Here is a 24141-nt window from a genome sequence, read left to right on the forward strand (position 1 = left end):
TTTCCTGCGACGGAACCTGAGAGACCCCATGACCGACCTGCGCCCCGTCGACGGACGAGAGATCGAAGCGGCCCTGCGCCAGCGCGCGGGCGAGAAAATCCTCGTCCTCGACGGGGCGATGGGCACCGTGATCCAGCGCCTCGGCTACGGCGAGGCGGATTTTCGGGGCTCTCGCTTCACGGATCACGGGCATGACCAGAAGGGCAACAACGACCTCCTGATTCTGACCCAGCCCGATGCGATCCGGCAGATCCACCTCGACTACTTCCTGGCCGGGGCCGACGTCTGCGAGACCAACACCTTCTCGGGCACCACCATCGCCCAGGCCGATTACGGCATGGAATCGATCATCCACGAGCTCAATTCGGAGGGCGCGCGCCTCGCCCGCGAGGCAGCCGCCCTGGCTGAGAAGCAGGACGGCCGCCGCCGCTTCGTGGCCGGCGCCATCGGCCCGACGAACCGCACCCTGTCGATCTCGCCGGACGTCAACAATCCCGGCTACCGGGCCGTGACCTTCGATGGGGTCAAGCAGGCCTACGAGCAGCAGGTGCGCGGCCTGATGGATGGTGGCGCCGAACTCATCCTGATCGAGACCATCTTCGACACACTCAACGCCAAAGCCGCCGTGGCGGCCGCCTGGGCGGTGTTCGAGGAGCGGGGCATGACCCTGCCGATCATGATCTCGGGCACGATCACCGATCTTTCCGGCCGCACCCTGTCCGGCCAGACCCCGGAGGCGTTCTGGAACGCGCTCCGTCATTCCAGCCCGCTCACCATCGGCCTGAACTGCGCGCTCGGCGCCAAGGAAATGCGCGGGCATATCTCGGAATTGTCGCGGATCGCCGACACCCTGGTCTGCGCCTACCCGAATGCGGGTCTCCCCAACGAGTTCGGCCTCTACGACGAGAGCCCCGAGGCCATGGGCAAGCTGGTGGGCGAGTTCGCCACCGCCGGCCTCGTCAACATGGTCGGCGGCTGCTGCGGCACCACGCCGGACCACATCCGCGCCATCGCGGAGGCCGTCGCGGGCGTGAAACCCCGTGCCATCCCCGAGGTCCCCCGCCTGATGCGCCTGTCGGGCCTGGAGCCCTTCACGCTGACGAAGGAAATCCCCTTCGTGAACGTGGGCGAGCGCACCAACGTCACCGGCTCGGCCAAGTTCAGGAAGCTCGTCACGGCGGGCGACTACGCGGCGGCGCTGGATGTGGCCCGCGATCAGGTCGCGGCGGGTGCTAGCATCATCGACGTGAACATGGACGAGGGCCTGCTCGATTCCGAGAAGGCGATGGTGGAGTTCCTCAACCTCGTGGCCGCCGAGCCCGACATCGCCCGCGTGCCGGTGATGATCGATTCCTCGAAGTTCCACGTCATCGAGGCCGGCCTGAAGTGCGTCCAGGGCAAGGCGATCGTGAACTCGATCTCCATGAAGGAGGGCGTCGAGAAGTTCATCCAGGATGCCAAGGTCTGCCGCTCCTACGGCGCTGCGGTCGTGGTGATGGCCTTCGACGAGCAGGGCCAAGCCGACAGCTACGAGCGCAAGGTCGAAATCTGCACCAAGGCCTACAAGGTTCTCACGGAAGAGATCGGCTTCCCGCCGGAAGACATCATCTTCGACCCCAACGTGTTTGCCGTCGCAACCGGCATCGAGGAGCATAACGGCTACGGCGTCGCCTTCATCGAGGCCACCAAGACCATCCGCGAAACGCTGCCCCACGCCCATATCTCGGGCGGCATCTCGAACCTCAGCTTCGCCTTCCGGGGCAACGAGCCCGTGCGCGAGGCCATGCACGCGGTGTTTCTGTACCACGCCATCCAGGTCGGGATGGACATGGGCATCGTGAATGCCGGCCAGCTCGCGATCTACGACGAGCTGCCGCCGGAGTTGCGCGAGCTCTGCGAGGACGTCGTCCTCAACCGCCGCGACGATTCCACCGATCGCCTGCTGGAGGCCGCCGCGCGCTTCAAGAGCGGCGCCTCCACCCAGGCGAAGACCGCCGACCTGACCTGGCGCGAGGCACCGGTCGCCAAGCGCATCGAGCACGCGCTCGTCAACGGCATCACCGAGTACATCCTCGCCGACACCGAGGAGGCGCGTCTCGGCGTCGAGCGCCCGCTCCACGTCATCGAGGGGCCGCTCATGGCCGGCATGAACGTGGTCGGCGACCTGTTCGGTTCGGGCAAGATGTTCCTGCCGCAGGTGGTCAAGTCCGCCCGCGTGATGAAGCAGGCGGTGGCCTATCTCGAACCCTTCATGGAGGCGGAGAAGCTCGCCAATGGCGGCGACGGCAAGCGCCAGGCCGCCGGCAAGATCCTGATGGCGACCGTGAAGGGCGACGTCCACGACATCGGCAAGAACATCGTCGGCGTCGTGCTTGCCTGCAACAACTACGAGATCATCGATCTCGGCGTGATGGTGCCGGCGGCCAAGATCCTCGATGTCGCCAAGCGCGAGAACGTCGACATCGTCGGGCTGTCCGGCCTCATCACCCCGTCGCTCGACGAGATGGTGCATGTCGCCGCCGAGATGGAGCGCGAGGGATTCTCGGTGCCGCTCCTCATCGGTGGCGCCACCACGAGCCGCGTCCACACGGCCGTGAAGATCCACCCCTCCTACAACCGGGGCCAGACCGTCTACGTCACGGACGCGAGCCGGGCCGTCGGCGTGGTGTCGAGCCTGCTCTCGAAGGAGACGCGGGACTCGACCATCGAGACCATCCGGGCCGAGTACAGAAAAGTCTCCGACGCCCATGCGCGTTCGGAACTCGACAAGCAACGCTTGCCGCTGGCCAAAGCCCGCGCCAATCCGTTCAAGATCGACTGGTCGGGCTACCAGCCAAGCAAGCCGAGCTTCACCGGCGTGCGGGTCTATTCGTCCTACGAGGTCGCCGACCTCGTGCCCTACATCGACTGGACGCCGTTCCTGCAGACCTACGAGTTCAAGGGCCGCTACCCGGCGATCTTCGAGGATCCCAACCAGGGTCCGGCTGCCAAGGCGCTGTTCGACGACGCGCAGGAGATGCTCAAGCAGATCGTCGACGAGCGCTGGTTCAACCCGAAGGCGATCATCGGCTTCTGGCCTGCCAACAGCGTCGGCGACGACATCGCGCTGTTCACCGGCGAGAGCCGATCCGAGAAACTCGCGACCTTCTTCGGCCTGCGCCAGCAGCTGACGAAGCGCGACGGGCGCGCCAACACCTGCCTGTCCGATTTCGTGGCCCCGGCCGAGACCGGCATCGCCGACTATGTCGGTGGCTTCGTCGTCACGGCGGGCCTGGAGGAGGTGCGCATCGCCGAACGCTTCGAGCGGGCCAACGACGATTACCGCTCGATCCTGGTCAAGGCGCTCGCCGACCGCATCGCCGAGGCGCTCGCCGAGCGCATGCACGAGCGGGTCCGCCGCGAGTTCTGGGGTTACGCCGCCGACGAGACCTTCGCACCGGAGGATCTGGTGCGCGAGGAATATGCCGGCATCCGTCCCGCCCCCGGTTATCCGTCGCAGCCCGACCACACCGAGAAGGTCACGCTGTTCGACCTCCTCAAGGCGGAGTCGCGCATCGGCGTGAAGCTGACCGAGTCCTACGCCATGTGGCCGGGCTCCTCGGTCTCGGGTCTCTACATCGCCCACCCGGAGGCGCATTACTTCGGCGTCGCCAAGGTGGAGCGCGACCAGGTCGAGGATTACGCGATCCGCAAGGGCATGGACCTGCGAGACGTCGAGCGCTGGCTCGGCCCGATCCTGAACTACGACCCCGCCCGCTACCTCGCGGCCGCCGCCGAGTAGGGCTGTCCTTGCCGCCCTCCCCGTGGCCGGGGAGGGCGCGGGTGTCGAATGCCGCGGGAGTGTGGCCGGGTGAGGCTTGACCGTTGGGAGGTCTGCGCTTCAATGCCGATCCGGCTCCAACGGCCCGAGAGCAGCGAAGGGCGCCCCGCACGTGTATCGGCTCACCGTCTCCCTCGGCGCGACGATCGCGCTCGGGCTCGTCGCCTCGGGCTGCACGGGCTTCGCCTACATCTCGAAGACCTATGTGAGCGTCACTCCGCAGGTCGTGACCATCGGCTGCAAGGACCCCTACGAGGTCTACGACCAGCGCCGGGTCCGCAAGATGCTGGTCGTGTCCAACGTCCTCCGGGAGACCACGGGGTGCGGCATCGACGATGCGTTCGCCGGGGGCGATCCGGCCCTGACCCGGGTCAAGCGCTTCCGGGACGCGGCCCGGACCTACCTCGACGAGACGGTGCGGGAGGATTGCCGGATCACCGGCGAGACCGTGTTCACCGATCTGCAGACCGAATTCACCTACACCTGCGCCGGCCCCATCGAGCCGCGCGGCACCAAGGTCCCGCGTCTGCCCGGCCGCAGCAACCGGGTCGGTCTCTGAGGTCCAGTCGTACTCTGAGGCTCAGTCGTTCTTGGATGCGCGCGGAAACGTGCGCTCCATCGCGTCGCCCGAGGCCGCGAGCAGGGCGCGGGCGAGGGTGCGTGCCTCCTCCCGGTCCAGCGCCAGGATCGCGGTGACGGGCTTGCCGGCCAGATCGGGTAGGCCGATCTCGACCCGGACCCCATCCGGCGCCGCCGTCACGGCCAAGCTCCAGTCCCGTTCCGTACTCATCGCGTGCCGCGCCTTTCGAGCGCCGTCGACGCGTCCCGTCGCCGGCGGTTCTGCATGACCGATCCCGTCGCATGAGGCCAGGGGGAATGGCGCGTGCGCACCGCCGCGATTGACGGGCCTGGGGCCCTTGGTGTTTGTGCGCCCCGATCCGTCCCGCCCGGCCGGGCGCGGCGACGATGCCCTGGAGAGAGACCCCATGTCCGAGATCTGGTTCCGTACCGGCGAGGCGACCGTGCTCGCGGCTGAGGGACAGTACACAGACGCGATGCCGGAGGTTCTGATCGGCTCCACCCGAGGCCCGGCGGGCCACGCCTTCGCGGGCATGATGGGGCAGGTCCAGGGCCATACCCGGATGTTCGTGGTGCGTGACCTCAATCAGCTTGTGCGCCCGGCCACGATCATGACGACGAAGGTCACGATTCATACGGCCGAGTATGCCGAACTGCTCGGCGGTGTGGTCCAGGCCGCCACGGGAGACGCCATCATCGATTGCGTGATCGAGGGCATCCTGCCCAAGGACGGGCTCGACGACCTCTGCATGATCATCATGATCTGGCTGGACGAGCGCTGCGGGTCCGACCCGAACGTCGACCGCAAGGATCTTTACCGTACGAACTACGAGGCGACGAAGCTCGCCATCGCCCGCGCCATGAAGGGCGAGCCGACCATCGACGAGCTCATCGCCAACCGCAAGACGGTGAAGCACTACGCCCTGGAAGACGTGATCGAGTACTGATTTTTTCGCGACGAAGCGCGGCGCGCGATGCGCCGCGCCCTTTCAGGTCCGGACATGCTCCCAAACCTTGGAGATGACGACCGAGCCCTCGCCCACCGACGACGCGACGCGCTTGACGGAGCCGGCGCGCACGTCGCCGACCGCGAAGATGCCGGGATGCGAGGTGCCGTAGGGCGAGGTCGCGCCGGCGGCCGCCCCGGTCAGCACGAAGCCGTGGGGGTCGAGGTCGACCAACCCCGAGAGCCAGCGTGTGTTGGGGGCGGCGCCCACCATCACGAACATCGCGCAGGTTGGGATCGTGCGGGAGGTGCCGTCGCTGCGGATCGTCACGGCCTCGAGGCGATCCGTGCCGTGCAGGGCGGCGACCTCGGCGCCGTACGCGATGGTGATCGCGGGGTCCGCCTCCAGGCGGCTGGAGAGGTAGCTGGACATCGAGGTGGCGAGCGACGGCCCCCGCACCAGCAGGTGGACATGCCCGGCCGAGCGGCTGAGGAACATCGCCGCCTGGCCCGCCGAGTTGCCGCCGCCGATGACGACGACCTCGGCGTTCTTGCAGTAGCGGGCCTCGATCTCGGTGGCCGCGTAGTAGACGCCCGCGCCCTCGAAGGATTCGAGGCGATCGATCGGCAGACGCCGATACTGGACGCCGGTGGCCACCACGACGGCGTGCCCGTGCACCCGCTGGTCGTTGTCGAAGGTCGCGCAGAAGGTGGCGTCGGCGAGGCGTTCCAGCTTGGCGACCCGGCGCGGCATCGCGAACCGCGTGCCGAACTTCAGCGCCTGGACCTCGCCCCGCCAGACGAGATCGGCCCCGGAGATGCCGGTGGGGAAGCCCATGTAGTTCTCGATCCGGCTCGAGGTGCCGGCCTGCCCACCGATGGCGACGTCCTCGATCACCAGGGCGCGCAGGCCTTCGGCGCCGGCATAGACGCCGGCGGCCACCCCGGCCGGGCCGCCGCCGACGATGAGCACGTCGAAGGCCTCGTCGTCGACGAGGGCGTGGTTCAGGCCGAGCAGCTGCGCCACCTTGTCGGGGGTCGGGTCCGTCACCACGATCTCGCGGCCGAAGATCACTGCCGGCCGGTCGGTAGGAATCGCGCAGCTGGTCGCGACGGCGCCGGCCTCCGGGCTGCCGAGCGCGTAGGACCGGTAGGGCAGCCGGTTGCGGCTCGCGAACTCCGCGATGCGGCGGACGGCCCGGTCGTCGTCCTCGCCGATGAGCACCAGGGTGCCGTCCTGCGAGTCGAGCTGGCGCCGCCGCCGCGCGGCCAGGACCGTGATGACGATGTCCGACATCTCGGGGATCTCGGACATCAGCCGCAGCATCGCCGGCCGCGGCACCTCGACCACGCGGGTGTCCCGCACTGCCCGCATGGGCATCGAGAAGTTGCCGCCGTTCAGGAACGCGATCTCGCCCATGAACTGCGTCGGTCCCAGGGTGGAGGGCAGGTGGCGCTCGTCCGTGAACGGGTTGACCACCTCGACCTCGCCGTCCTCGACGTAGACGAAGCGGTCGGCCGGTTCGCCGGCGCGGGCGAGGAACGTCCCGGCCGGGTAGAGGCGCTCGGTTCCGGCGGCCCGGAGGGCGGCGACATGCGAGGTTGCCAGGGGGACGCGCTGCATCTCGCGCAGGTCACGGCCGATCGTTTCCATGGGGCGCTTCCGTCGGATCGGGGGCGATGCGGCGCAGCATCGATCACGCATCCGTGACAGGCAAGGCGTGTCAGTCAAGACGCGCACCCGCGAAAACCACCGTGCGGGCGTGGCCGGATCACTCCTGCGGGATTCGTCCCACCGAGCACAGGGTGCGGATCGAACCGCTGCTGTCGGTGTAGCAGCTCGCCGACCAGCCGTTCTGCTGGATGAAGGACTTGCGCCGCTCCTTCAGGGCGGTGGCGTGGGCCGTGGCGATGGCGGCCTGGACCGCGCCCGCGCTCTCGCCCACCACGATCTGGGCCGCGATGGCGAGGTCCGCGAAGTAGGCCGCCGAAGGGGTCGGCTCGGAGGAAGCCGCCTGCACGATGGGATCGGCCCGGCAGGTCAGGTCGATATGGAGGCCGCCGGGCACGCGGATGTCGACGCTCGGTCCCGTGCGCCGGCCGACCTTGGCGCCCATCGCGGCGGCGATGCGGGCGGCGAGGCCGTCGCATTCGTCGGCCCGGGCCGTGCCGGCACCGAGGATCAGGAGGATTGCGAGGCTGCTCCACACACGCATGACCGGTCTCGTCCTTGACTGTTGGTGAGTGCCGTCCTCAGGCCGCGAAGGCGAGGCGCACCACGGTGCCGCCCTCGTTCGCGTAGGTGAGCTGGCCCCCGAGCTGGCCGGCGAGCCCCTGCGCGATGCGGAAGCCCAGGCTGCGCGCGGTGTCCGGGTCGAAATCCGCCGGGATGCCGCGTCCGTCATCCGCGATGGTGAGCCGCAGGCGCTCCGCGTCGAGCCGTTCGAGCTGGATCGTGATGGTGCCCCGTCGCCCGTCCGGGAAGGCGTGCTTGACGGCGTTGGTCACCACCTCGACCACGAGGAGCGACAGGGTGGTGAGCTGGGTGAGGTCGAACCGCACCGGCGGCGTGTCGACGAGGCAGACGATGTTCTGCGCACCCGTGGCGTCGAGGAGGTCGGCGCAGAGTTCCTTGAGGTACTGCCCCATCGGGCGCTCGATGCTGCTCGGGTCGTAGAGGCGGCGGTGGATGCGCGAGATGGTCTCGAGCCGCACCCGTGCCTCGTCGAGGGCGGCGAGCGCGGCCTTCGGGTCGTTGCCGACCTTGCGCTTCTGCAGGGTGAGCAGGGCGGCCACGAACTGCATGTTGTTGGCGACCCGGTGCTGCAGTTCCTGGAACATCGTGCGCTGCTGCTCGTAGAGGCCGGCCGAGACCCCCCGCTCGGCGCGCAGCCGCTCGCCCGCCCGGTGCATGACGTGGATCAGCGCGATGTCGACGGCGACGATGAAGACGTAGAAGCACAGGGCCAGCGCGGTCGGACCGTCGATGAGGAAGGCGCTGGCCGGCGGGATGAAGAAGTACCAGGCGGCAAGCCCACTCAAGGTCGCGCAGGTGATGCCGGGCCGCAGGCCGAAGAAGAAGGTCGTGAGGATCACGGCCGGGAAGAAGGTCAGGTAGGGAAAGCCCGGCGGCAGCACGTCGTCGAGGAGGAAGCGCAGGCCGAGGGCGAGGCCGGAGGCGGCCACGGCGGCGCCCTCGCCGAGCCAGGCACGCGCGCGCAGACGCTCGGTCGCGTGGATGATCTGCCAGCCACTCCACCAGGGGGCATGTGTCGATGATTGGGCCAGGGGCGTCGGTCTCGTCGAATTTGGAACAGATCTAGTCTCGTCGCATTCGGGTGACCAGCAGGTCCGGCCCGCGGTCGCGATTCGGCCTCAATGGAAATCGCGGCTGCGGTAAATCCGCCGATCCTCCGGAGCGCCGAAATCGGTGGTCTCGGGCGGCAGCCGCAAACCCCCGGCGCGCAGATCGCGCAGGGCCGACGAGAGATCGCGGAACCGCTCCGCCAGCAAGTGCACGACGGACCCGGAGCGCTGCACCCGGCCCCGCACCGCGAGGAAGCGGGCGCCCATGGCGGTCGCGCGGTTGGCCTCGAACACGTCGCGCCAGACGATGACGTTGGCGATGCCGGTCTCGTCCTCGAGGGTCAGGAACACGGTGCCGCGCGCCGTGCCCGGGCGCTGCCGGGTGAGGACGAGGCCCGCCACGGTGACGCGGGCGTTGTTCGCGACCCGCGCGCCATCGTGATGGTCGCGGGCCGGGATCGCGCCGATCCGGGCGAGCCGCGTCCGGAAGAACGCGACGGGATGCCCCTTCAGGGAGAGGCCGGTGGCGGCGTAATCCTCCGCCACGTGCTCGCAAGCCGCCATGGCGGGCAGGGCCACCGCGGGCTCGTGGCGGAAGAGCCCGTCATCGGCGTGGAAGGCGAAGAGCGGCATCGGCGTGTCGAGGAGGTGGGCCCGCCGGTCGCCGTCGGCGCGCCCGGCGGCCTTGGCGTCCTTGGCAGTCTTGGCGTCCCTGGCGGCCTTGACGGCGCTGGTGCCCTCCAGGGTCCGTACCGCCCAGAGGGCGGCCCGCCGGTCGAGGTCGAGGGAGCGGAACGCATCCGCCTCGGCGAGCCGCTCCAGGGCGTTGCGGGGGAGCGCCAGGGCCGCCTGCAAACCCTCGATGCTGGCGTAGCCGTTGCCCCGCAAGCGCACGAGGCGGTGCATGGCCGCCTGCGGCACCCCGCTCACCTGGCGCAGGCCGAGGCGCACGGCCAGGCGCCGCTCGACCCCGGGCGGCGGCGGCTCGGAGGCCGGCTCCAGGGTGCAGTCCCAGTCGCTGGCATTGACGTCGACCCCGCGCACCTCGACGCCGTGGGCACGGGCATCGCGCACGAGCTGCGCCGGCTGGTAGAACCCCATGGGCTGCGCGTTCAGGATGGCGGCCAGGAAGACGTCGGGGTGCCGGCACTTCATCCAGGCCGAGGCGTAGACCAGGAGCGCGAAGCTCGCCGCGTGGCTCTCCGGAAAGCCGTAGGTGGAGAAGCCCTCGATCTGCTTGAAGCAGCGCTCGGTGAAGTCGCGCGGGTAGCCGCGCGCCACCATGCCCTCGACGAACTTGGTGCGGAAGTTCACGATCTGGCCGTTGTGCCGGAAGGTCGCCATGGCCCGGCGCAGGCCATCGGCCTCGGACGGCTGGAACCCGGCGGCCGTGATGGCGATCTGCATCGCGTGCTCCTGGAACAGGGGGACGCCGTAGGTCCGCTTGAGCACGCTCTCGAGTTCGTTCGCCGGCCCGTGATCGGGGTGGGGCGAGGGGTATTCCACGGGTTCGAGGTTCTGGCGGCGGCGCAAGTACGGGTGGACCATGTCGCCCTGGATCGGCCCCGGCCGGACGATCGCCACCTGCACCACGAGGTCGTAGAATTCCTTCGGCTTCAGGCGCGGGAGCATCGACATCTGCGCCCGGCTCTCGACCTGGAACACGCCCACCGAATCGGCGCGGCTCAGCATCTCGTAGACGGCGGGGTCCTTCGCCGGCAGGTCGGCGAGCGTCGGGTAGTCGTGTCCGTAATCGCGTCTCAGGAGATCCGCGCCCCGGCGCAGGCAACTCAGCATGCCGAGCGCCAGCACGTCGACCTTCATGAGGCCGAGCACGTCGATGTCGTCCTTGTCCCACTCGATGAAGGTGCGGTCCGCCATGGCGGCGTTGCCCACCGGCACGGTCTCGTCGAGGCGCCCGCGCGTCAGCACGAAGCCGCCCACATGCTGCGAGAGATGGCGCGGGAAGCCGATCAGCGCGTGGGCGAGTTCCAGGGCCTGCCGGATCGACGGGTTGTCCGGGTCGAGGCCGGCCTGCCGGATATGCGCGTCGGGCAGGTCCTTGCCCCAGGAGCCCCAGACCGTGTCGGCCATCACGCCGGTGATGTCGGGGGGCAGGCCCAGGACCTTGCCGACCTCCCGGATGGCGCTGCGCGGGCGGTAGTGGATCACCGTGGCGCAGATCGCGGCCCGGTCGCGGCCGTAGCGCTCGTAGAGGTGCTGGATCACCTCCTCGCGGCGCTCGTGCTCGAAATCCACGTCGATGTCGGGGGGCTCGGCCCGGTTCTCCGAGATGAAGCGGGCGAAGAGCAGCCGGATCTCGGTGGGGTCGACGGCCGTGATGCCGAGGCAGTAGCAGACCACGGAATTGGCGGCCGAGCCGCGCCCCTGGCACAGGATGCCGCGCTTGCGCGCAAATTCCACGATGTCGAACAGGGTGAGGAAGTAGCGCGCATAGTCCATCTTCGCAATGAGGCGCAGCTCCTCCTGGATTGTGTTCATGATTTGTTCTGGAATGCCGTCCGGATAGCGCCAGCCTGCGCGCTCCGCGACCCGGTAGGTCAGGTAGTCCTGCGCGGTGAAGTTCGGCGGCACCGGCTCGTCGGGGTACTCGTACTTGAGTTCGTCCAGGGAGAAGTCGCAAACCTGCGCGATCTCGATCGTGCGGGCAACGGCCTCGGGATGGTCGTCGAACAGGCGCGCCATCTCGTCCGCCGGCCGCAGGTGGCGCTCGGCATTGGCCTCCAGGCGGTAGCCTGCCGCATTCAGGGTGCAGCCCTCGCGGATGCAGGACACGATGTCCTGCAGGGGCCGCCGGTCGGGGTGGTGGTAGAGCGCGTCCGACACCGCCACCAGGGGCGCGCCGAGGCGGAGCCCCAGTTCGGCGAGGCGCCCGAGGCGCCGGCGCTCGTCGCCGCGCCGGCGATGGCTCCCCGCCAGGGTGACTCGGCCGGGGGCCTCGGCGGCGAGCTCGCGGAGATGACGCAAGAAGGGGGCATCGTCCCCGAGGTGCTCCGGCGGGACCGCGATCAGCATCTGGCCTTCGCTGGCGGCCAGGAGTTCCAAGAAGTCGAACCGACACTGGCCCTTCTCGGAACGGCGGTTGCCAAGCGTCAGGAGCCGGCAGAGCCGGCCGTAGGCGGCCCGGTCCATCGGGTAGGCCACGGCCTCGAAGCCCTCCTGCGTGACGAGGCGCACGCCCGGCAGGAAGCGGATGCCGGGCTCGCCCGCCGCCGCCCGCCGCTTCACCTCGGCATGGCCCCGCACCACCCCCGCCAGGGTGTTGCGGTCGGCGATGCCGATGGCGTGCAATCCGAGTTCGGCCGCCTGCCCCACCATCTCGCCGGGATGCGAGGCTCCGCGCAGGAAGGAGAAATTCGTGGTGACGGCGAGCTCGGCATAGGCGGGCGGCCCGGACATCGACGTCATTACCTTTCCGGCTCCGTTGCACCCGACTCGCGACTGAGAACGAATCGTGATCATTTCGGATCCCGGGGTGCCGGTTTCGTGTCGAGGAGTCAAAGTCTCGAGGGCGGCTGGCCAAGCTGTTCGCCGTGCGTTAGCCCGGTCTTCCCCAGACAGGATGTCCCATGCTCACCTGCGCGATCCTCGACGATTACCAGGGTGTCGGCCCCACCATGGCCGACTGGTCTGGGCTGTCGGACCGGATCACCCTGCGCGACCTGCGCACCACCTTCGCGACGCAGGACGCACTGGTCGACGCGATCGGGGATTGCGAGATCGTGGTGATGATGCGCGAGCGCACGCCGTTCCCGGCCGAACTCTTCGCGCGCCTGCCGAAGCTGCGGCTCCTCCTCACCAGCGGCATGCGCAACCTGTCGATCGATCTCGCCGCCGCGAAGGCGCATGGCGTCACGGTCTGCGGCACCTCCAGCCATTCCGAGCCGCCGGTGGAACTGACCTGGGCGCTGATCCTGGGGCTCGCCCGCCACCTCGTGCCCGAGGTGCAGGCCCTGCGCACGGGCGGCCCCTGGCAGTCGAGCGTTGGCAGCGATCTCGCCGGCCGCCGCCTCGGGGTGCTGGGCCTCGGCAAGACCGGGGCCCGCGTCGCCCGGATCGGCCAGGCCTTCGGCATGGAGGTCAGCGCCTGGAGCCGGAACCTCACGGCCGAGCGGGCCGCGGCCGAGGGCGTCACCCTGGCACCCTCCCTGGAGGCGCTGCTGGAGGCGAGCGACGTCGTCTCGATCCACCTCGTCCTCGGCGCGGGTACGCGCGGCCTCCTCGACGCCGCGGCGCTGCGCCGGATGCGGCCCGACGCGTTCCTGATCAACACCTCCCGCGCCGCGATCGTGGACGAGGCCGCGCTGCTCGCAGCCCTCACCGAGAACCGGATCGCCGGCGCCGGCCTCGACGTCTACGAGACCGAGCCCCTGCCGGCGGATTCCCCCTGGCGCACCCTGCCGAACGTGCTGGCGACGCCGCATCTCGGCTACGTCACGCAGCGGAACTACCGCACCTACTTCCCCGAGATCGTGGAGGACATTTCGGCCTTCCTCGACGGGGCACCGACCCGGGTGCTGGGGTGAAACGTCCGGGACCGAGTGCCGAGCGAGGAGACCCTTGTCGCGATCTCCAAAGGGATGTATCTACTTTGTAGATACGCAGCAGGCCTCAATGGGATTGCCCCAAAAAGCCAATTGTCCGGCTGCCGATATGAACGGTACGCATCCCCGCATCCGGAGCAGAGGGGGCGTCACGGGGAGGGGTCCAAACATGATCGTTCAGTTCGCGAAATGGGGTAACAGTGTTGCCCTGAGAATCCCATCTGCGACCCTGCGTGAAGCCGGCATCAAGGAAGGCTCGAGCGCCGATCTGTCTTATGAGAATGGCAGGATCGTTTTGACGCCGGTGATGCGACCGCGTCGCCATGACCTTGCCGAACTGCTCTCGCGCGTCACGGATGAAAACGTGCAGGCTCAAGCCTTCGATGGACCCGAAGTCGGATCCGAAGTCTGGTAACATGTCCGCATCAGGCGATTACATTCCCGATGCGGGCGACATCGTGAAGGTGAATTTCAGTCCGACGAAGGGGACGGAGCAGGCGGAGTATCGCCGGGCGATCATCATCACGTCGCGCGACTACAATGCGAAGGTCGGCCGATGCTTCGCGTGCCCGACCAGTAGCCAGGATCACGGATATCCCTTCGATGTGGCCTTGCCGAAGGGCTTCGCGGTGACGGGGGTGATCCTCTGCGACCAGGGCAAGCCCTTGGACTACCGAGCCCGGCGCCTCGTGCTGGTGGCGCGCGCGCCGGCCGAGATCCTCGATGAGGTGCGGGTCATGATGGGGACGTTCCTCGAAATCCCCTAGCGGCATGGTTCGCGTCCGAGCCCACTCGGACTGATCAGGCACGCGCCTCGACGAAGGCCCGCATCAGCAGGTTCGCGATCGCGAGCGGCGGCGGGGCTGTCAGGCCCTCGGGATGGCGGCCCTCCAGCATCGCCGCGACGGCGTCCCGTGAGAACCAGCGCGCATCGGCGAGTTCCTCCGGGTCGAGGGTGATGGCTTCGTCGAGGCTCTCGGCGACGCAGCCGATCATCAGCGAGGACGGGAACGGCCAGGGCTGCGAGGCGTGGTAGTGCACCGCGCCGATGGTCAGGCCGACCTCCTCGAAGGTCTCGCGCCGCACCGCGTCCTCGATCGTCTCGCCTGGCTCCAGGAAGCCGGCGAGGCAGGAATACATGCCTTCATGGAAGCGCGGCGAGCGCCCGAGCAGGCAGGCATCGCCCCGGGTGATGAGCATGATCACCACGGGGTCGGTGCGGGGGAAATGATGCGTCCCGCAGGCGGCGCATTCACGGCGGTAGCCGCCGGCCGCCAGCGCGGTCGGCGTTCCGCAATTGGCGCAGAAGCCCTGCCGCGCGTGCCAGCCGAGCAGGGACTTCGCCGTGGCGAGGAGGCCGAGTTCGTGCGGCGCGAACCGGCCCTCGCCGGCCAGACTCCGCAGATCGTTGGTCCGGAAGTCCGGGTCGGCCTCCAGGGCCTCGGAGACCTCGGCCGGCACGGCGGCGGCGAAGACCGGGTCGCCGTCGAGGCGCCCGAGATAGAGCGTCAGGCCGCGCTCCCCCGTGCGGGCGGCCATGTCCGGCGTCAGGAGCGCGGTATCGCCCGAGAGCACGACGCGGTCGCCCGCAAGGACGACCATGTGCGCGCCGGGCGCGTCGAGACCGGGGATCGCGGAGGCGCTCTCGGCCGAGTGGCGCACGAGGCGGCTGTGGACGTAGCCGAGCTGGCCCGAGGGGTCGGTCATCAGTTCAGGCAGCCGCGAACAGGGCGCCGATGCGCTCGATCATCTGGGCGCGGGCGTGGTGCGGGTAGGGGGTCGCGGTGCCGACGCTCCAGACCGGCTTCGGCCAGGCGGGATCTGAGAGAAAGCGCCCGATCACGTGGACGTGGAGTTGGGGCACGACGTTGCCGAGCGCCGCGACGTTGACCTTGTCGGGCTTGGCGAGCGCCAGCATCACGCCCGTCGCGATCCGCATCTCGTCCATCAGGCCCCGCGCATCCTCCGGCGACAGGTCGGTGATCTCGCTGGCGCCGGCCCGGCGCGGCACGAGGATCAGCCAGGGGAAGCGGGCATCGTCCATGAGAAGGACGCTGCAGAGGGCGAGGTCGCCCACGTGCACGGTGTCGGCAGACAATCGCGGGTCGAGGGTGAAGTCGGTGCTCATCGCGACGCGATGTAGAGCGGAAACCTGGCCGATGCGAGGGGCGGCCGAACACATGTGCACTTTACGCTTGTGAGTTCGGCTGCCGTTTTGGTTTAAACGTCTGAGGAACGCCTTTTCCCGGTGAAAATTGCTGCTAACATTATCAAAGACGCAACAGCTAAACTGAAGCCAGGAATATAGAGATTGTTTTTTTCTTCCTGTATTATTTCGCCTTTTAAAAGAGCTTTTCCATGGCCGCCGCCAGGACAATTCCAAGCCACTCGATCTTTCCCAAAATAATCTACTTTTGCTTTTGCCAAATAGCCGTCATTTTGATAAACATAAGGAGTTTGGGCCTTGGCGTTGCTTGAATCTTCAGGGTAAGCATTAGCGTTTAAGATTCGATATCCTGGAGGAGACCTATATTCCACGAATGCCGTAGCGCCTCGTTCGCACCCAAAGTTGACGGAACCGCCAGATACACTGAATTCTTTCGGTTTCGTTTCATCAAAACCGAGAAAATCTGCCCACCTCTTCGGGCCATATCCCATAAAAACACTCATAGTGAGAATCAAGAACGTGCAAAAAAATATCAAAGTTGAGTAAATAAGAACTTGCCTAGGAGTATCTAGTTTTGATCCACGTTCTGAAGTTCCGGCAAACATAGTTACTAATATTGTTGCTAAAAATGCTAGGCACCATATAATTATAGCCGTTTTGGTTTCACCTAAATATTTCACAATCAGGCCGGCCGCCGCTGCTATAGCTACCGCGCCCCAAACATACCTGATCCCAGGGAATTGTTTTGTTGCCTCGCGGAGTATTGTAACTAAAGGCTCAAGCATGGATCTACGCCTGTTAGTATATAAATTAATGGCGCAGAGATTCTCGCTTGCCTTACTAAAAATGTCAACTTTTAGTTGCACAAATAAATTTGAATTTAATTTTATTATATTGAAATTTAAATATCTTTCTGCTCCAGGATAATCAGATCCCGCTGAACCAGTTGTAGCCCTGGTCCTCCCAGTAGCCGCCCGGATAGTCGTTGGTCACGAAGATCGCCGCGATGTGCTTGGGGCTCTTGAAGCCGAGCTTCGTCGGCACCCGCACCCGCAAGGGGTAGCCGTACTCGGGCGCGAGGGGCTGGCCGGCGAAATCGAGGGCCAGGACCGTCTGCGGATGCAGGGCGCTCGGCATGTCGAGGCTGCCGTAATAGCGGTCGGCGCATTTGAACCCGACATATTTCGCGGTGAGGTCGGCGCCGGTCCGCTCCAGGAAGGTCCGCAGGGGCACGCCGCTCCACTGCCCGATCTGGCTCCAGCCCTCGATGCAGATGTGGCGGGTGATCTGGCTCTCCTGCGGCAGGGCGCGCAGCTTCTCCAGCGTCCAGGGCGCCTTGTCGGCGACGAGGCCGGAGACTTCGAGCTTCCAGGTCGCCGCGTCGATCTCCGGGATGTTGTCGGGCGGGTAATAGGCGTTGAAGCGGAACGGCGTATCGATCATCGAGGCCGGGTAGGTCGGGGCCAGGGTCGCGGGATCGAACAGCCATTGCTGGACCCGGTCGTTGGCCCGCGACATCGCCCAGAGCACCCGGTCGGCCAGGGAGCCGTTGCTGCCGGTGGAGAGGTCGCAGCCGGAGAGCAGGGTCAGTGCCCCCAGCGAGAGGCCGCCGCGCAGCACCATCCGGCGCTCCAGGCGCGCGAGGTCGGGGGCGAGGTCGCGGCGCAGGGTCTTGAGGCGGGCGGCGTCGTCGGGATCGCGGGGCATCAGCGGACGGTCTCCTCGGTGACGCGGGCGCGGCCGGTGATCATCGCCAGCAGCGTCCTCGGCACGACGATCACGAGGGCGAGGTGCAGGAGGATGAAGCCGGCAAGGCCCGCCATGGCGAAGAAGTGGATCCGGCGCGCCCACTCGTAGCCGCCGAACAGGTTCGCGAGGCCCTGCCACTGCACGGGCTTCCACAGGGCGCAGCCCGAGGCGACGAGCATGAGGCCGAGCGCGATGGCGATGAGGTAGGCGAGGCGCTGCACGGCGTTGTAGCGGCCGACCCGGTGGCTGAGCCGCAGCGCCAGGGCCGCGCGGGCGTCGCGCCAGACCGCGCCCGGGCTCAGGGGCAGGAAACTTGTCGCGAAGTGGCGGGCCAGGAGCCCGTAGGCGACGTAGGCGAGGCCGTTGAGGGCAAACAGCCACATGGCGGCGAAGTGCCAGGCCAGCGCGCCGCCGAGCCAGCCGCCCAGCGTCGCCCATTTCGGGAAGGCGAAGGGAAAGAGCGGCGAGGCGTTGTAGATCGCCCAGCCGCTGAACAGCATGCAGAACACCGCGACCGCGTTGATCCAGTGGGTGACCCGCACCACGAGGGGGTGGATCACCACGAGGCGCGACGGGGTTTCGGGAACGATCGTCAACAGGACCTCGGTCTCTTGGGAACCTCGGAATCTCGGGCCGCCCCCGCCGGCGAATACCGGCGGGGCGGGACGGGATCACATCGACGGGACGGTGCCGTTGCGACCGACGATGAGGACGGCGGCGTTGAGCTTTCCGTCCGGACCCGCCTTCGTGAAGGCCACGACCTTCTCGCCCGCCACCACGATGCTCTTCTCGCCCGGGTCGACCAGGGTCACGGGCACGTCCTCGGGGACCACCACCTTCTTCTCGCCGCCCTGGTACTTGACCAGCATGGTGCGCCCCTCGGTGCCGGACAGGCTGCCGATGGCGCCGTTCGTCATGGTCGAGTTGGAGCCGAGGTCCCACGGGTAGTGGCCGTCCGCGGTGCCGCGCAGGGAGGAGGCGAACACCGTGACCTGCAGGGCTTTCTGGGTGCCGTCCGGCTGCGGGATCGCGGCCGTGCCGATGTAGCTCTCCGACTTGATGTCCGAGAGCTTGCCGCTGCTGGCGGCCAGGATCTTGGTGTCGTCGCCGAAGGTCACGGTCTTGGTCTCGCCCATGCGGGGCTTGATCGTCACGGTCGAGCCGTCGACGGACTCGATCGTGCCCCGGTAGCGCACCACGTCGTCGGCGCGGGCGGGTGCGGCGGCGAGGGCGAGACCGAGGGTCAGTCCGGTCAGCAGGGTCTTCATCATGGCGTTCCTCCGTGTTTGTTGGGGTGTGAAATCGGGTCGTGAGGTAGCGTGGTCCGCCCGGACGTCCGCGAGCCTTTCGGCCGCGGCGACGCCCGGGTTACATCGGCGCGTCCGGGCTGCCTCGGCACGGCCGGGTCACATCGGCGGAACGGTGCCGTTCTCGCCGACGACCATGCGCTCGGCCACGGCGACGCCGCCGGCATCGGCCCGGGTGAAGGCCACGACGCGGGCCCCCGGCTTGATCTTGCCGACATCCCCCGGCGCGAGGGCCACGACCGGTACGCCTTCCGGGACCGTGATGGTCTTCTCGCCGCCCTTGTAGGTCACCCGGATCGTGCGGTCGCCCGTGCCCGAGAGGGCACCCACCGCGCCGTTGGTCATGGTGTTCTCCTTCTCGAGATCCCACGGGTAGTGGCCGTCCCCGGTGCCGCGCATGCTCGGCGCGAAGACCGCGACCTCGAGGGCCTTGAGAGTGCCGTCCGGCTGCGGGGTCGCGGCGGTGCCGATGTAGCTGTCGGGCTGGATGTCGCTGATCTTGGCCGCGTTGGCGGTGGCGACCCGCACCGTCTCGCCGAGCTTGATCTGCACGCTGGCCCCGAGGCGCGGCTTGATGGTGATGCTCGCTCCGTCCACCGCCTCGATCGTGCCCCGGATGCGCACCACGGGGGAATCCGCCCGGGCCGGCAGGCCGAGGGCGATACCGGACAGGGCGAGTCCGGAGAGGACGAGGGTCAGCGACTTCATGCGAATGGTCCCGGCAGCCGGTCCATGCCGGCTCCGGGACGCTGAGCCCGATCGGAGGTGTGCGCAAGTCAATTGCGCGCGACCCGGATGTTTCGGGTCGCGGTTTTCGGCCGCGCTCGATCCCGCCGCGATCCGCCCTAATGGGCCATCAGCATCGGGATTTCCGCATGGGCCAGGAGGTGGCTCGTCGGCCCCCCGAAGATCATCTGGCGCAGGCGGCTCTGCGTGTAGGCACCCTTGATCAGCAGATCGCAGCCGAACGCCTCCGCCTCGGCCAGGAAGACCTCGCCCGGCGTGCGGCGTCCGGCGGAATGGGCGCGGAAATCCGCCACGATCCCCTCGCAGGCCAACGACCGGGCCAGATCCTCCGCACTCGGGCCCGGCACGGTGCCGCCCTCGACGCTGATCACGCGGATGCGCTGGGCTTGGCGCAGGAACGGCATGGCGAAGGCCACCGCGCGGGCGGTTTCCGTCGAGCCGTTCCAGGCGATCAGGATCGCGTCGCCCAGGGTGGCGGGGGCGACCGGGGGGGCCAGCAGGATCGGGCGGCCGCTCTCGAACAGGGCCGTCTCGAAGGTGGTCATGCGGGGCGAGCCGTCGTCGGTTCCGGGGCGCCCGACCACGGTGGCGGTGAACAGGCGTGCGTACTGCCCGAGGAAGGCGTCCCCGGCCGGCACGTCGGGGCGCCAGCGGTAGCGGGGCCCCGCACTCCCCACCGTCTCGGGCGTGCAGGGCCCGTCGGTCGCCAGGGGCACGCCGGCCTGGTCCATGAAGGACACGAAGCGGTGGCCGGCCGTCTCGGCCTCCGCCTTGTCGGCTTCCTCGTCCCGCAGCCAGGTCATGCCGCCGACCATGTCGACGGGCACGTACTCGGCGAGCGCCGGGCGCAGGGACACGCCCTCGATGAGGCTCCCGAACCGACGCGCGGCCAGGATGGCGGTCTCGAAGACGGACGGGAGCGCGTCGTGGGACGCGACGGGAACGAGCAGGGTCTTCATGGAAGGGCCTTTCTCGCGGCGGCACGATCAAGGCCCGAGGCTAATGGGAAACGGCCGCTGCGGAAACCGGCCTGCATGCGGGCCCCCAGGCCTTTTCCGGCAAGCCTTCTCGAGGGTGGCCAACAGCATGTCCAGGCATTGGTCCGGGGCGGCCAGCCTACAGGATGTGCAAAGCTTGGCCTTAATCAGGGAAAGATTTTCGTTCGACGTCCGAAAATGGGATCGCGCGGGCATGGAACTCAATCGTCCTCGCGTCGTTGGCCCCGCAACCGTGACGGGACATTGTGCGGCCGGGTTGTTTTAGCCTGGCGCGCCGCCCGTCACGTCCACCAATACGAATTCGAGGTTCCCATGATCAAGAAGACCTTTGCCGTGACCGCCGTGATGGCCGCCCTCGCTACCCCCGCTTTCGCGCAGGGCATGCCGGGTGATTTCCGCATGGAGGCCATGCAGGCCAACGCCTTCGAGATTCAGTCGAGCCAGATCGCGCTTAACAAGAGCCGGAATCCGCAGGTGCTGCGCTTCGCCCGCGAGGCGATCCGCGACCATCGCGCCGCCAACGTCGCCCTGGCGGGCGGTGAGCGCAACTACGCGGCCGTGCGCAATAACGAGGGCGTCGGCGGCCTGATCACCGCTCCTCTCGCGGTGGCCGGTGGTGCCGTTGGCGCGGCCACGGGTGCGGCGGCCGGTGTCGTCGGCGGGACACTCAGCGGTGGCCCGGTGGCCGGCGTCGAGGGCCTCGGAAGCGGCGCGGCGCGCGGCGCCGAGACCGGCAGCCGTGCCTTCAACGGCGATGTCGATGCCACGGCCGGCACCACGATCATCCAGCCGAACCCGCAGCAGCAGGCGATGCTCGCCGAGCTCTCGCAGACCCCGGCCGGTCCGCGCTTCGACAGCCTCTACGGCCGCATGCAGGTCCAGTCGCACGAGATGACCATCGGCATGTTCCGCTCCTACGCCGCGTCCGGCCCGAACCCGGCCCTGCGCGCCCATGCCGAGCAGGCCCTGCCGGTGCTGCAGTCCCACTACCAGATGGCGCAGCGCCTGCCCGGCGCCCGCTGATCCGAACGGAGCGACACGCCGGGCTCGTCGCCCGGCGTGGTTCGAGATAAAAAGGGACGTCGCGCCTTCTGGGCGCGACGTCCTTTCGCGTTTTCCGGCCTATTCGACCGCGCGTCCGATCATGGCGGCGGGGCTCAGGCTGCGGCCCGCCCCATCGACGGCGGGCTTGAATTCGCCGGTCTCGGGGTCGCGCAGAAGCAACTCGCCGCGCGCGATGCCGAAATGGGCGCCGTGCAGGGCGAGCCGACCGCTCTCCACCCGCGTGCGCACGAACGGGAAGGTCATCAGGTTCTTGAGACTCTGCGCGACCATCGAGTATTCGAGCCGGGTCAGGTAATCCGGCGCCTCCGGGTCACCCGCCAGGGCGGCGGCGGGCTCGACCAGCGAGACCCAGCTCCCGATGAAGTTGCCCTTCGAGAGGGGCTTGGCGGGATTGGCGTAGGCCTTGATGCCGCCGCAGGTGGCGTGCCCCAGCACGACGATGTGCTTGACCTCCAGACCCTCGACGGCGAACTCGATGGCCGCCGAAGTGCCGTGATAGTCACCGCCTGTCTCGTGGGGTGGGACGATGTTGGCGACGTTGCGGATCACGAAGAGTTCACCCGGACCGGTGTCGAAGATCACCTCGGGCGAGACCCGGCTGTCGCAGCAGCTGATCATCAGCACTTCGGGGCTCTGACCTTCGGCCAGCTTGGCATAGCGCTTGGCCTCGTCGGTGAGGCGTCCGTCGATGAATGAGCGGTAGCCGGCCTTCAGCGTCTCTGGAAACATGGAATGGTCCTCACTCATGGGGGTCGTGACTCACGGGTGTCTTGGACAGGCGTCTCAAGGCGACGCGCGTCTCGGGTGACGGGCGATCAGGGTGGCTTGCCATCGCACGGCAAGCCGGATGGCTAGGGTTGCTCCCGCCAGTTTAGGACGACGGGCGTGGTGGGTATCGTCCCGGCTATGATGTCGCGGGCGACCGCTGCCAGTCCCTTCGGCTCGATCCGCTCGGACGTGGCCTCGAGTTCGGCCAGCGTCCACCAGCGGGTTCCGAGCACCGGGTTGTCCTCGGTCTCGGCGAGCCGGCTCGTGTCCACGGTCGCATCGGGCAGGTGGACGACGAAGTAGCGCTCGCGGGCATCGCGCGAGGTTTTGAAGTGGTGGAAGGGGCCGTCGCACGCGGCGACCTGCGGCCCGATCTCGATCCCGGTGACCCCGATCTCCTCGGAGAGTTCGCGCCGGCAGGCCTCGACATGGTCCTCGCCCGGCTCCAGCCCGCCGCCGGGCATGAACCAGAAGGTACGGTCATCCGGCCGCGCCGGATTGATCGGCCGCACCGCTTCGTAGGCGATGAGCAGCAGGCGCCGGTCCGGGTCGAACACCAGGGCTCGGGCAATGTCGCGAACGGGTAGATCCTGCGTCATCTCGTACCCCAACTCAGCACTTCGCTTTAACAGGGAAATCGTCTGGGGCCAGGGGCGGGCCGGCGGCCCGGGCCGGCATCCAGATCACGATCGGTAGACCCGCCGCGTCGCGCCCCGGCGGATCGGGCAGGGGGATCGCGCAGCCCGCCAGGATATCGCGGGCGACGACGAGGCCGGCCAGGGCGTCGAGATGGTCGTCGGCCCCGATTCCCGCCGGCCGGGCCGCGATCAGCCCCGCCGGCAGGCCGGCGGCGGCGAGGAGGGCGCGGCGCTTGGCGAGGCCGTCCTGGCGCGCGGGGCCCTTCTTGCCCGCCGCCAGGGCCTGCCCGCCGTTGAGACGGTGGAACGCGATCTCTGGATGGACCTCGTGCAGGCGCGCCATGAGTTCGGGCCGCGCGCGCAGGAGCGCATCGACCTCGCGGACGTAGCCCAGGATGTTCCAGCATTGGATCGAGGGGGCGAAGGGGGGCGTGCTGTGTGCCCGCGACAGGGTCTTGGCCTCCGCGTAGGTCTGGGCATGGACCGCCGCGCGGGCCGGCACCGGGAACACGCTGGCCCGGCCCCGGCCGAGATGCGCCCGCGCCGCGCGGTCCGCCGCGCGCCCGCCCCCCGTCACGTGGCTGTCGAGCCCGATGGGGATGTCGATCCCGACACTGAGCGGTGCCTCCGGCGCGTCCAGCAGGTCGGCGACGCGGGCGAAGCGCGCGGCCCGGTAGCGGCCCGGGTCGTCGAGGTCGAGGAGCACACCCGCCCAGGCGCCGCGGCAGCCGTCGAGGCCGCCGATCCAGCGCGTCATCGGCTCACCCCCGCGCTCAGCCGCTCACGCTGCGGCGCGAACCGGATCGGACCTGGCCCGTTGTCGCTGCTCGGGGCCGCCGATGCCGGTGGCCGGTGAAACGGGAATGCGTTCATGGACATCGCCGTCGACAAGGTCACCGAGATCATCCTGCGCGTGCGCGCCGTCGATGTGAAGGAAGGGGCGACTGATCCCGATTCCGGCTCGAACCCCACCGACGACGGCGCCACCGACGTGCTGATCTCCGGCACCGACGACGCCACCGAGGAGGAGCTGCGCGCGATGATCGGCGCCCTCAACGACGACGAGCGCGCCGACCTCCTGGCGCTCCTCTATATCGGGCGCGGCGACATGGAGCCGGAGGAATGGACGGACGCGGTCCGCTTCGCCCGCGAGCGCGAGGCGGCGGGCGAGGGCGCCGCCCACGAGATCCTGGGGATTCCGAACGCGGGCGACCTTCTCGAGGAAGGCATGTCCAACCTCGGCATCACACCGGACCTTCCGCAGGCCTGAGCCCCGCACCCGGGATCGGTTCCGCGCGGCGGAACCGATCTCCAGGACCGCCCTGGGCACGATGGGGAATTCGGTCGCTAGTGCACTGACGCGGTCAGAGGATTCACGAGGCGGGCGATGCATGCGAGTCTGGGCAATGGCTCAGACCGTCTGCGTGCTCCTCGACGCCGCCACCCAGTCAGCGCTTGCCGCGATCGCCGGCGATCGATCCCGCCC

The 24141-nt window shown here is 68.4% G+C and carries 24 protein-coding genes; 8 read left to right on the forward strand and 16 right to left on the reverse strand.

The window, feature by feature from the left end:
• Positions 1-28 precede the first annotated feature (28 nt).
• Together metH and MKK58_RS01860 are read left to right on the forward strand one after the other, a co-directional pair.
• Positions 29-3781, forward strand: a complete 3753-nt coding sequence (gene metH, locus MKK58_RS01855; protein ID WP_243910490.1) for a methionine synthase — start codon at positions 29-31, stop codon at positions 3779-3781.
• 151 nt (positions 3782-3932) lie between these two features.
• Positions 3933-4379, forward strand: coding sequence for a hypothetical protein (locus tag MKK58_RS01860; protein WP_243910491.1), 447 nt, complete (start codon positions 3933-3935; stop codon positions 4377-4379).
• Between the two features lie 21 nt (positions 4380-4400).
• Here the strand turns inward: MKK58_RS01860 and MKK58_RS01865 are convergent, their stop codons facing one another.
• Complete coding sequence (locus MKK58_RS01865) at positions 4401-4610, reverse strand: hypothetical protein (RefSeq protein ID WP_243910492.1); 210 nt, start codon at positions 4608-4610, stop codon at positions 4401-4403.
• A 196-nt stretch (positions 4611-4806) separates the two neighbouring features.
• On the opposite strand from MKK58_RS01865, the gene fae reads away from it, so the two are divergent.
• Positions 4807-5346 (forward strand): formaldehyde-activating enzyme, encoded by a 540-nt coding sequence (gene fae, locus MKK58_RS01870; protein ID WP_238279238.1) that lies wholly within the window; start codon positions 4807-4809, stop codon positions 5344-5346.
• Positions 5347-5388: 42 nt separating this feature from the next.
• Here the strand turns inward: fae and MKK58_RS01875 are convergent, their stop codons facing one another.
• The 4 genes from MKK58_RS01875 to MKK58_RS01890 all read right to left on the reverse strand — a co-directional run bounded on the left by MKK58_RS01875 (position 5389) and on the right by MKK58_RS01890 (position 12071).
• Positions 5389-6999, reverse strand: a complete 1611-nt coding sequence (locus MKK58_RS01875) for an FAD-dependent oxidoreductase (protein WP_243910493.1) — start codon at positions 6997-6999, stop codon at positions 5389-5391.
• Positions 7000-7117: 118 nt separating this feature from the next.
• On the reverse strand, positions 7118-7555 hold the full coding sequence (locus MKK58_RS01880; RefSeq protein WP_409565165.1) for a hypothetical protein: 438 nt from the start codon (positions 7553-7555) through the stop codon (positions 7118-7120).
• A 43-nt stretch (positions 7556-7598) separates the two neighbouring features.
• Positions 7599-8588 carry a sensor histidine kinase gene (locus MKK58_RS01885; RefSeq protein WP_243910517.1) on the reverse strand — a complete coding sequence of 330 codons (990 nt, stop codon included), beginning with the start codon at positions 8586-8588 and terminating at the stop codon, positions 7599-7601.
• A 132-nt stretch (positions 8589-8720) separates the two neighbouring features.
• Positions 8721-12071 carry an error-prone DNA polymerase gene (locus tag MKK58_RS01890; protein ID WP_243910518.1) on the reverse strand — a complete coding sequence of 1117 codons (3351 nt, stop codon included), beginning with the start codon at positions 12069-12071 and terminating at the stop codon, positions 8721-8723.
• A gap of 170 nt (positions 12072-12241) precedes the next feature.
• On the opposite strand from MKK58_RS01890, the gene MKK58_RS01895 reads away from it, so the two are divergent.
• The 3 genes from MKK58_RS01895 to MKK58_RS01905 all read left to right on the forward strand — a co-directional run bounded on the left by MKK58_RS01895 (position 12242) and on the right by MKK58_RS01905 (position 13983).
• Entirely contained in the window at positions 12242-13198 is a 957-nt protein-coding gene (locus MKK58_RS01895) for a D-2-hydroxyacid dehydrogenase family protein (RefSeq protein ID WP_243910495.1), read from the forward strand.
• Between the two features lie 187 nt (positions 13199-13385).
• Positions 13386-13631 carry an AbrB/MazE/SpoVT family DNA-binding domain-containing protein gene (locus MKK58_RS01900; protein ID WP_243910496.1) on the forward strand — a complete coding sequence of 82 codons (246 nt, stop codon included), beginning with the start codon at positions 13386-13388 and terminating at the stop codon, positions 13629-13631.
• Between the two features lies 1 nt (position 13632).
• On the forward strand, positions 13633-13983 hold the full coding sequence (locus tag MKK58_RS01905) for a type II toxin-antitoxin system PemK/MazF family toxin (RefSeq protein WP_243910497.1): 351 nt from the start codon (positions 13633-13635) through the stop codon (positions 13981-13983).
• A gap of 34 nt (positions 13984-14017) precedes the next feature.
• On the opposite strand, the gene nudC is transcribed toward MKK58_RS01905, so the two are convergent.
• From nudC to MKK58_RS01945, 8 genes are all read right to left on the reverse strand, one after another.
• On the reverse strand, positions 14018-14923 hold the full coding sequence (nudC, locus tag MKK58_RS01910; protein ID WP_243910498.1) for an NAD(+) diphosphatase: 906 nt from the start codon (positions 14921-14923) through the stop codon (positions 14018-14020).
• A gap of 4 nt (positions 14924-14927) precedes the next feature.
• The gene (locus MKK58_RS01915; protein ID WP_243910499.1) at positions 14928-15344 is read right to left on the reverse strand and encodes an HIT domain-containing protein; all 417 of its coding nucleotides are present in this window, start codon (positions 15342-15344) and stop codon (positions 14928-14930) included.
• Between the two features lie 92 nt (positions 15345-15436).
• The gene (locus tag MKK58_RS01920; RefSeq protein WP_243910500.1) at positions 15437-16168 is read right to left on the reverse strand and encodes a hypothetical protein; all 732 of its coding nucleotides are present in this window, start codon (positions 16166-16168) and stop codon (positions 15437-15439) included.
• Between the two features lie 142 nt (positions 16169-16310).
• Positions 16311-17090 (reverse strand): molybdopterin-dependent oxidoreductase, encoded by a 780-nt coding sequence (locus MKK58_RS01925; RefSeq protein ID WP_243910501.1) that lies wholly within the window; start codon positions 17088-17090, stop codon positions 16311-16313.
• Positions 17090-17728, reverse strand: coding sequence for a cytochrome b/b6 domain-containing protein (locus tag MKK58_RS01930; protein WP_243910502.1), 639 nt, complete (start codon positions 17726-17728; stop codon positions 17090-17092). The genes MKK58_RS01925 and MKK58_RS01930 overlap by 1 nt, the downstream gene beginning before the upstream one ends.
• A 75-nt stretch (positions 17729-17803) precedes the next feature.
• Positions 17804-18403, reverse strand: a complete 600-nt coding sequence (locus MKK58_RS01935; RefSeq protein ID WP_243910503.1) for a hypothetical protein — start codon at positions 18401-18403, stop codon at positions 17804-17806.
• 135 nt (positions 18404-18538) lie between these two features.
• A complete protein-coding gene (locus tag MKK58_RS01940; protein WP_243910504.1) occupies positions 18539-19147 on the reverse strand; it encodes a hypothetical protein in 609 nt (202 codons plus the stop codon).
• Between the two features lie 137 nt (positions 19148-19284).
• Positions 19285-20145: a universal stress protein gene (locus MKK58_RS01945; RefSeq protein WP_243910505.1), complete on the reverse strand. Its 861-nt coding sequence runs from the start codon at positions 20143-20145 to the stop codon at positions 19285-19287.
• 351 nt (positions 20146-20496) lie between these two features.
• On the opposite strand from MKK58_RS01945, the gene MKK58_RS01950 reads away from it, so the two are divergent.
• Positions 20497-21207, forward strand: coding sequence for a DUF4142 domain-containing protein (locus tag MKK58_RS01950; protein WP_243910506.1), 711 nt, complete (start codon positions 20497-20499; stop codon positions 21205-21207).
• A 99-nt stretch (positions 21208-21306) separates the two neighbouring features.
• On the opposite strand, the gene MKK58_RS01955 is transcribed toward MKK58_RS01950, so the two are convergent.
• From MKK58_RS01955 to MKK58_RS01965, 3 genes are all read right to left on the reverse strand, one after another.
• The gene (locus MKK58_RS01955; protein ID WP_243910507.1) at positions 21307-21978 is read right to left on the reverse strand and encodes a carbonic anhydrase; all 672 of its coding nucleotides are present in this window, start codon (positions 21976-21978) and stop codon (positions 21307-21309) included.
• A 122-nt stretch (positions 21979-22100) separates the two neighbouring features.
• Complete coding sequence (locus MKK58_RS01960; RefSeq protein WP_243910508.1) at positions 22101-22616, reverse strand: NUDIX hydrolase; 516 nt, start codon at positions 22614-22616, stop codon at positions 22101-22103.
• Between the two features lie 13 nt (positions 22617-22629).
• Positions 22630-23412: a DUF429 domain-containing protein gene (locus MKK58_RS01965; RefSeq protein ID WP_243910509.1), complete on the reverse strand. Its 783-nt coding sequence runs from the start codon at positions 23410-23412 to the stop codon at positions 22630-22632.
• A 114-nt stretch (positions 23413-23526) separates the two neighbouring features.
• Here MKK58_RS01965 and MKK58_RS01970 point away from each other — a divergent pair, with 114 nt between their 5' ends.
• The gene (locus MKK58_RS01970) at positions 23527-23925 is read left to right on the forward strand and encodes a DUF3775 domain-containing protein (protein ID WP_243910510.1); all 399 of its coding nucleotides are present in this window, start codon (positions 23527-23529) and stop codon (positions 23923-23925) included.
• The last annotated feature ends 216 nt before the right edge of the window (positions 23926-24141 follow it).

The sequence above is a fragment of the Methylobacterium sp. J-078 genome, from assembly GCF_022829285.1.
Lineage (GTDB): Bacteria > Pseudomonadota > Alphaproteobacteria > Rhizobiales > Beijerinckiaceae > Methylobacterium.

Bases quoted from the DNA above. Each gene is read 5' to 3' on its own strand.
- metH (WP_243910490.1), top strand. From the start codon at position 29: ATGACCGACCTGCGCCCCGTCGACGGACGAGAGATCGAAGCGGCCCTG.
- MKK58_RS01865 (WP_243910492.1), bottom strand. From the start codon at position 4,610: ATGAGTACGGAACGGGACTGGAGCTTGGCCGTGACGGCGGCGCCGGAT.
- fae (WP_238279238.1), top strand. From the start codon at position 4,807: ATGTCCGAGATCTGGTTCCGTACCGGCGAGGCGACCGTGCTCGCGGCT.
- MKK58_RS01875 (WP_243910493.1), bottom strand. From the start codon at position 6,999: ATGGAAACGATCGGCCGTGACCTGCGCGAGATGCAGCGCGTCCCCCTG.
- MKK58_RS01890 (WP_243910518.1), bottom strand. From the start codon at position 12,071: ATGTCCGGGCCGCCCGCCTATGCCGAGCTCGCCGTCACCACGAATTTC.
- MKK58_RS01895 (WP_243910495.1), top strand. From the start codon at position 12,242: ATGCTCACCTGCGCGATCCTCGACGATTACCAGGGTGTCGGCCCCACC.
- MKK58_RS01900 (WP_243910496.1), top strand. From the start codon at position 13,386: ATGATCGTTCAGTTCGCGAAATGGGGTAACAGTGTTGCCCTGAGAATC.
- MKK58_RS01905 (WP_243910497.1), top strand. From the start codon at position 13,633: ATGTCCGCATCAGGCGATTACATTCCCGATGCGGGCGACATCGTGAAG.
- nudC (WP_243910498.1), bottom strand. From the start codon at position 14,923: ATGACCGACCCCTCGGGCCAGCTCGGCTACGTCCACAGCCGCCTCGTG.
- MKK58_RS01915 (WP_243910499.1), bottom strand. From the start codon at position 15,344: ATGAGCACCGACTTCACCCTCGACCCGCGATTGTCTGCCGACACCGTG.
- MKK58_RS01920 (WP_243910500.1), bottom strand. From the start codon at position 16,168: ATGCTTGAGCCTTTAGTTACAATACTCCGCGAGGCAACAAAACAATTC.
- MKK58_RS01925 (WP_243910501.1), bottom strand. From the start codon at position 17,090: ATGCCCCGCGATCCCGACGACGCCGCCCGCCTCAAGACCCTGCGCCGC.
- MKK58_RS01935 (WP_243910503.1), bottom strand. From the start codon at position 18,403: ATGATGAAGACCCTGCTGACCGGACTGACCCTCGGTCTCGCCCTCGCC.
- MKK58_RS01940 (WP_243910504.1), bottom strand. From the start codon at position 19,147: ATGAAGTCGCTGACCCTCGTCCTCTCCGGACTCGCCCTGTCCGGTATC.
- MKK58_RS01945 (WP_243910505.1), bottom strand. From the start codon at position 20,145: ATGAAGACCCTGCTCGTTCCCGTCGCGTCCCACGACGCGCTCCCGTCC.
- MKK58_RS01950 (WP_243910506.1), top strand. From the start codon at position 20,497: ATGATCAAGAAGACCTTTGCCGTGACCGCCGTGATGGCCGCCCTCGCT.
- MKK58_RS01955 (WP_243910507.1), bottom strand. From the start codon at position 21,978: ATGTTTCCAGAGACGCTGAAGGCCGGCTACCGCTCATTCATCGACGGA.
- MKK58_RS01960 (WP_243910508.1), bottom strand. From the start codon at position 22,616: ATGACGCAGGATCTACCCGTTCGCGACATTGCCCGAGCCCTGGTGTTC.
- MKK58_RS01965 (WP_243910509.1), bottom strand. From the start codon at position 23,412: ATGACGCGCTGGATCGGCGGCCTCGACGGCTGCCGCGGCGCCTGGGCG.
- MKK58_RS01970 (WP_243910510.1), top strand. From the start codon at position 23,527: ATGGACATCGCCGTCGACAAGGTCACCGAGATCATCCTGCGCGTGCGC.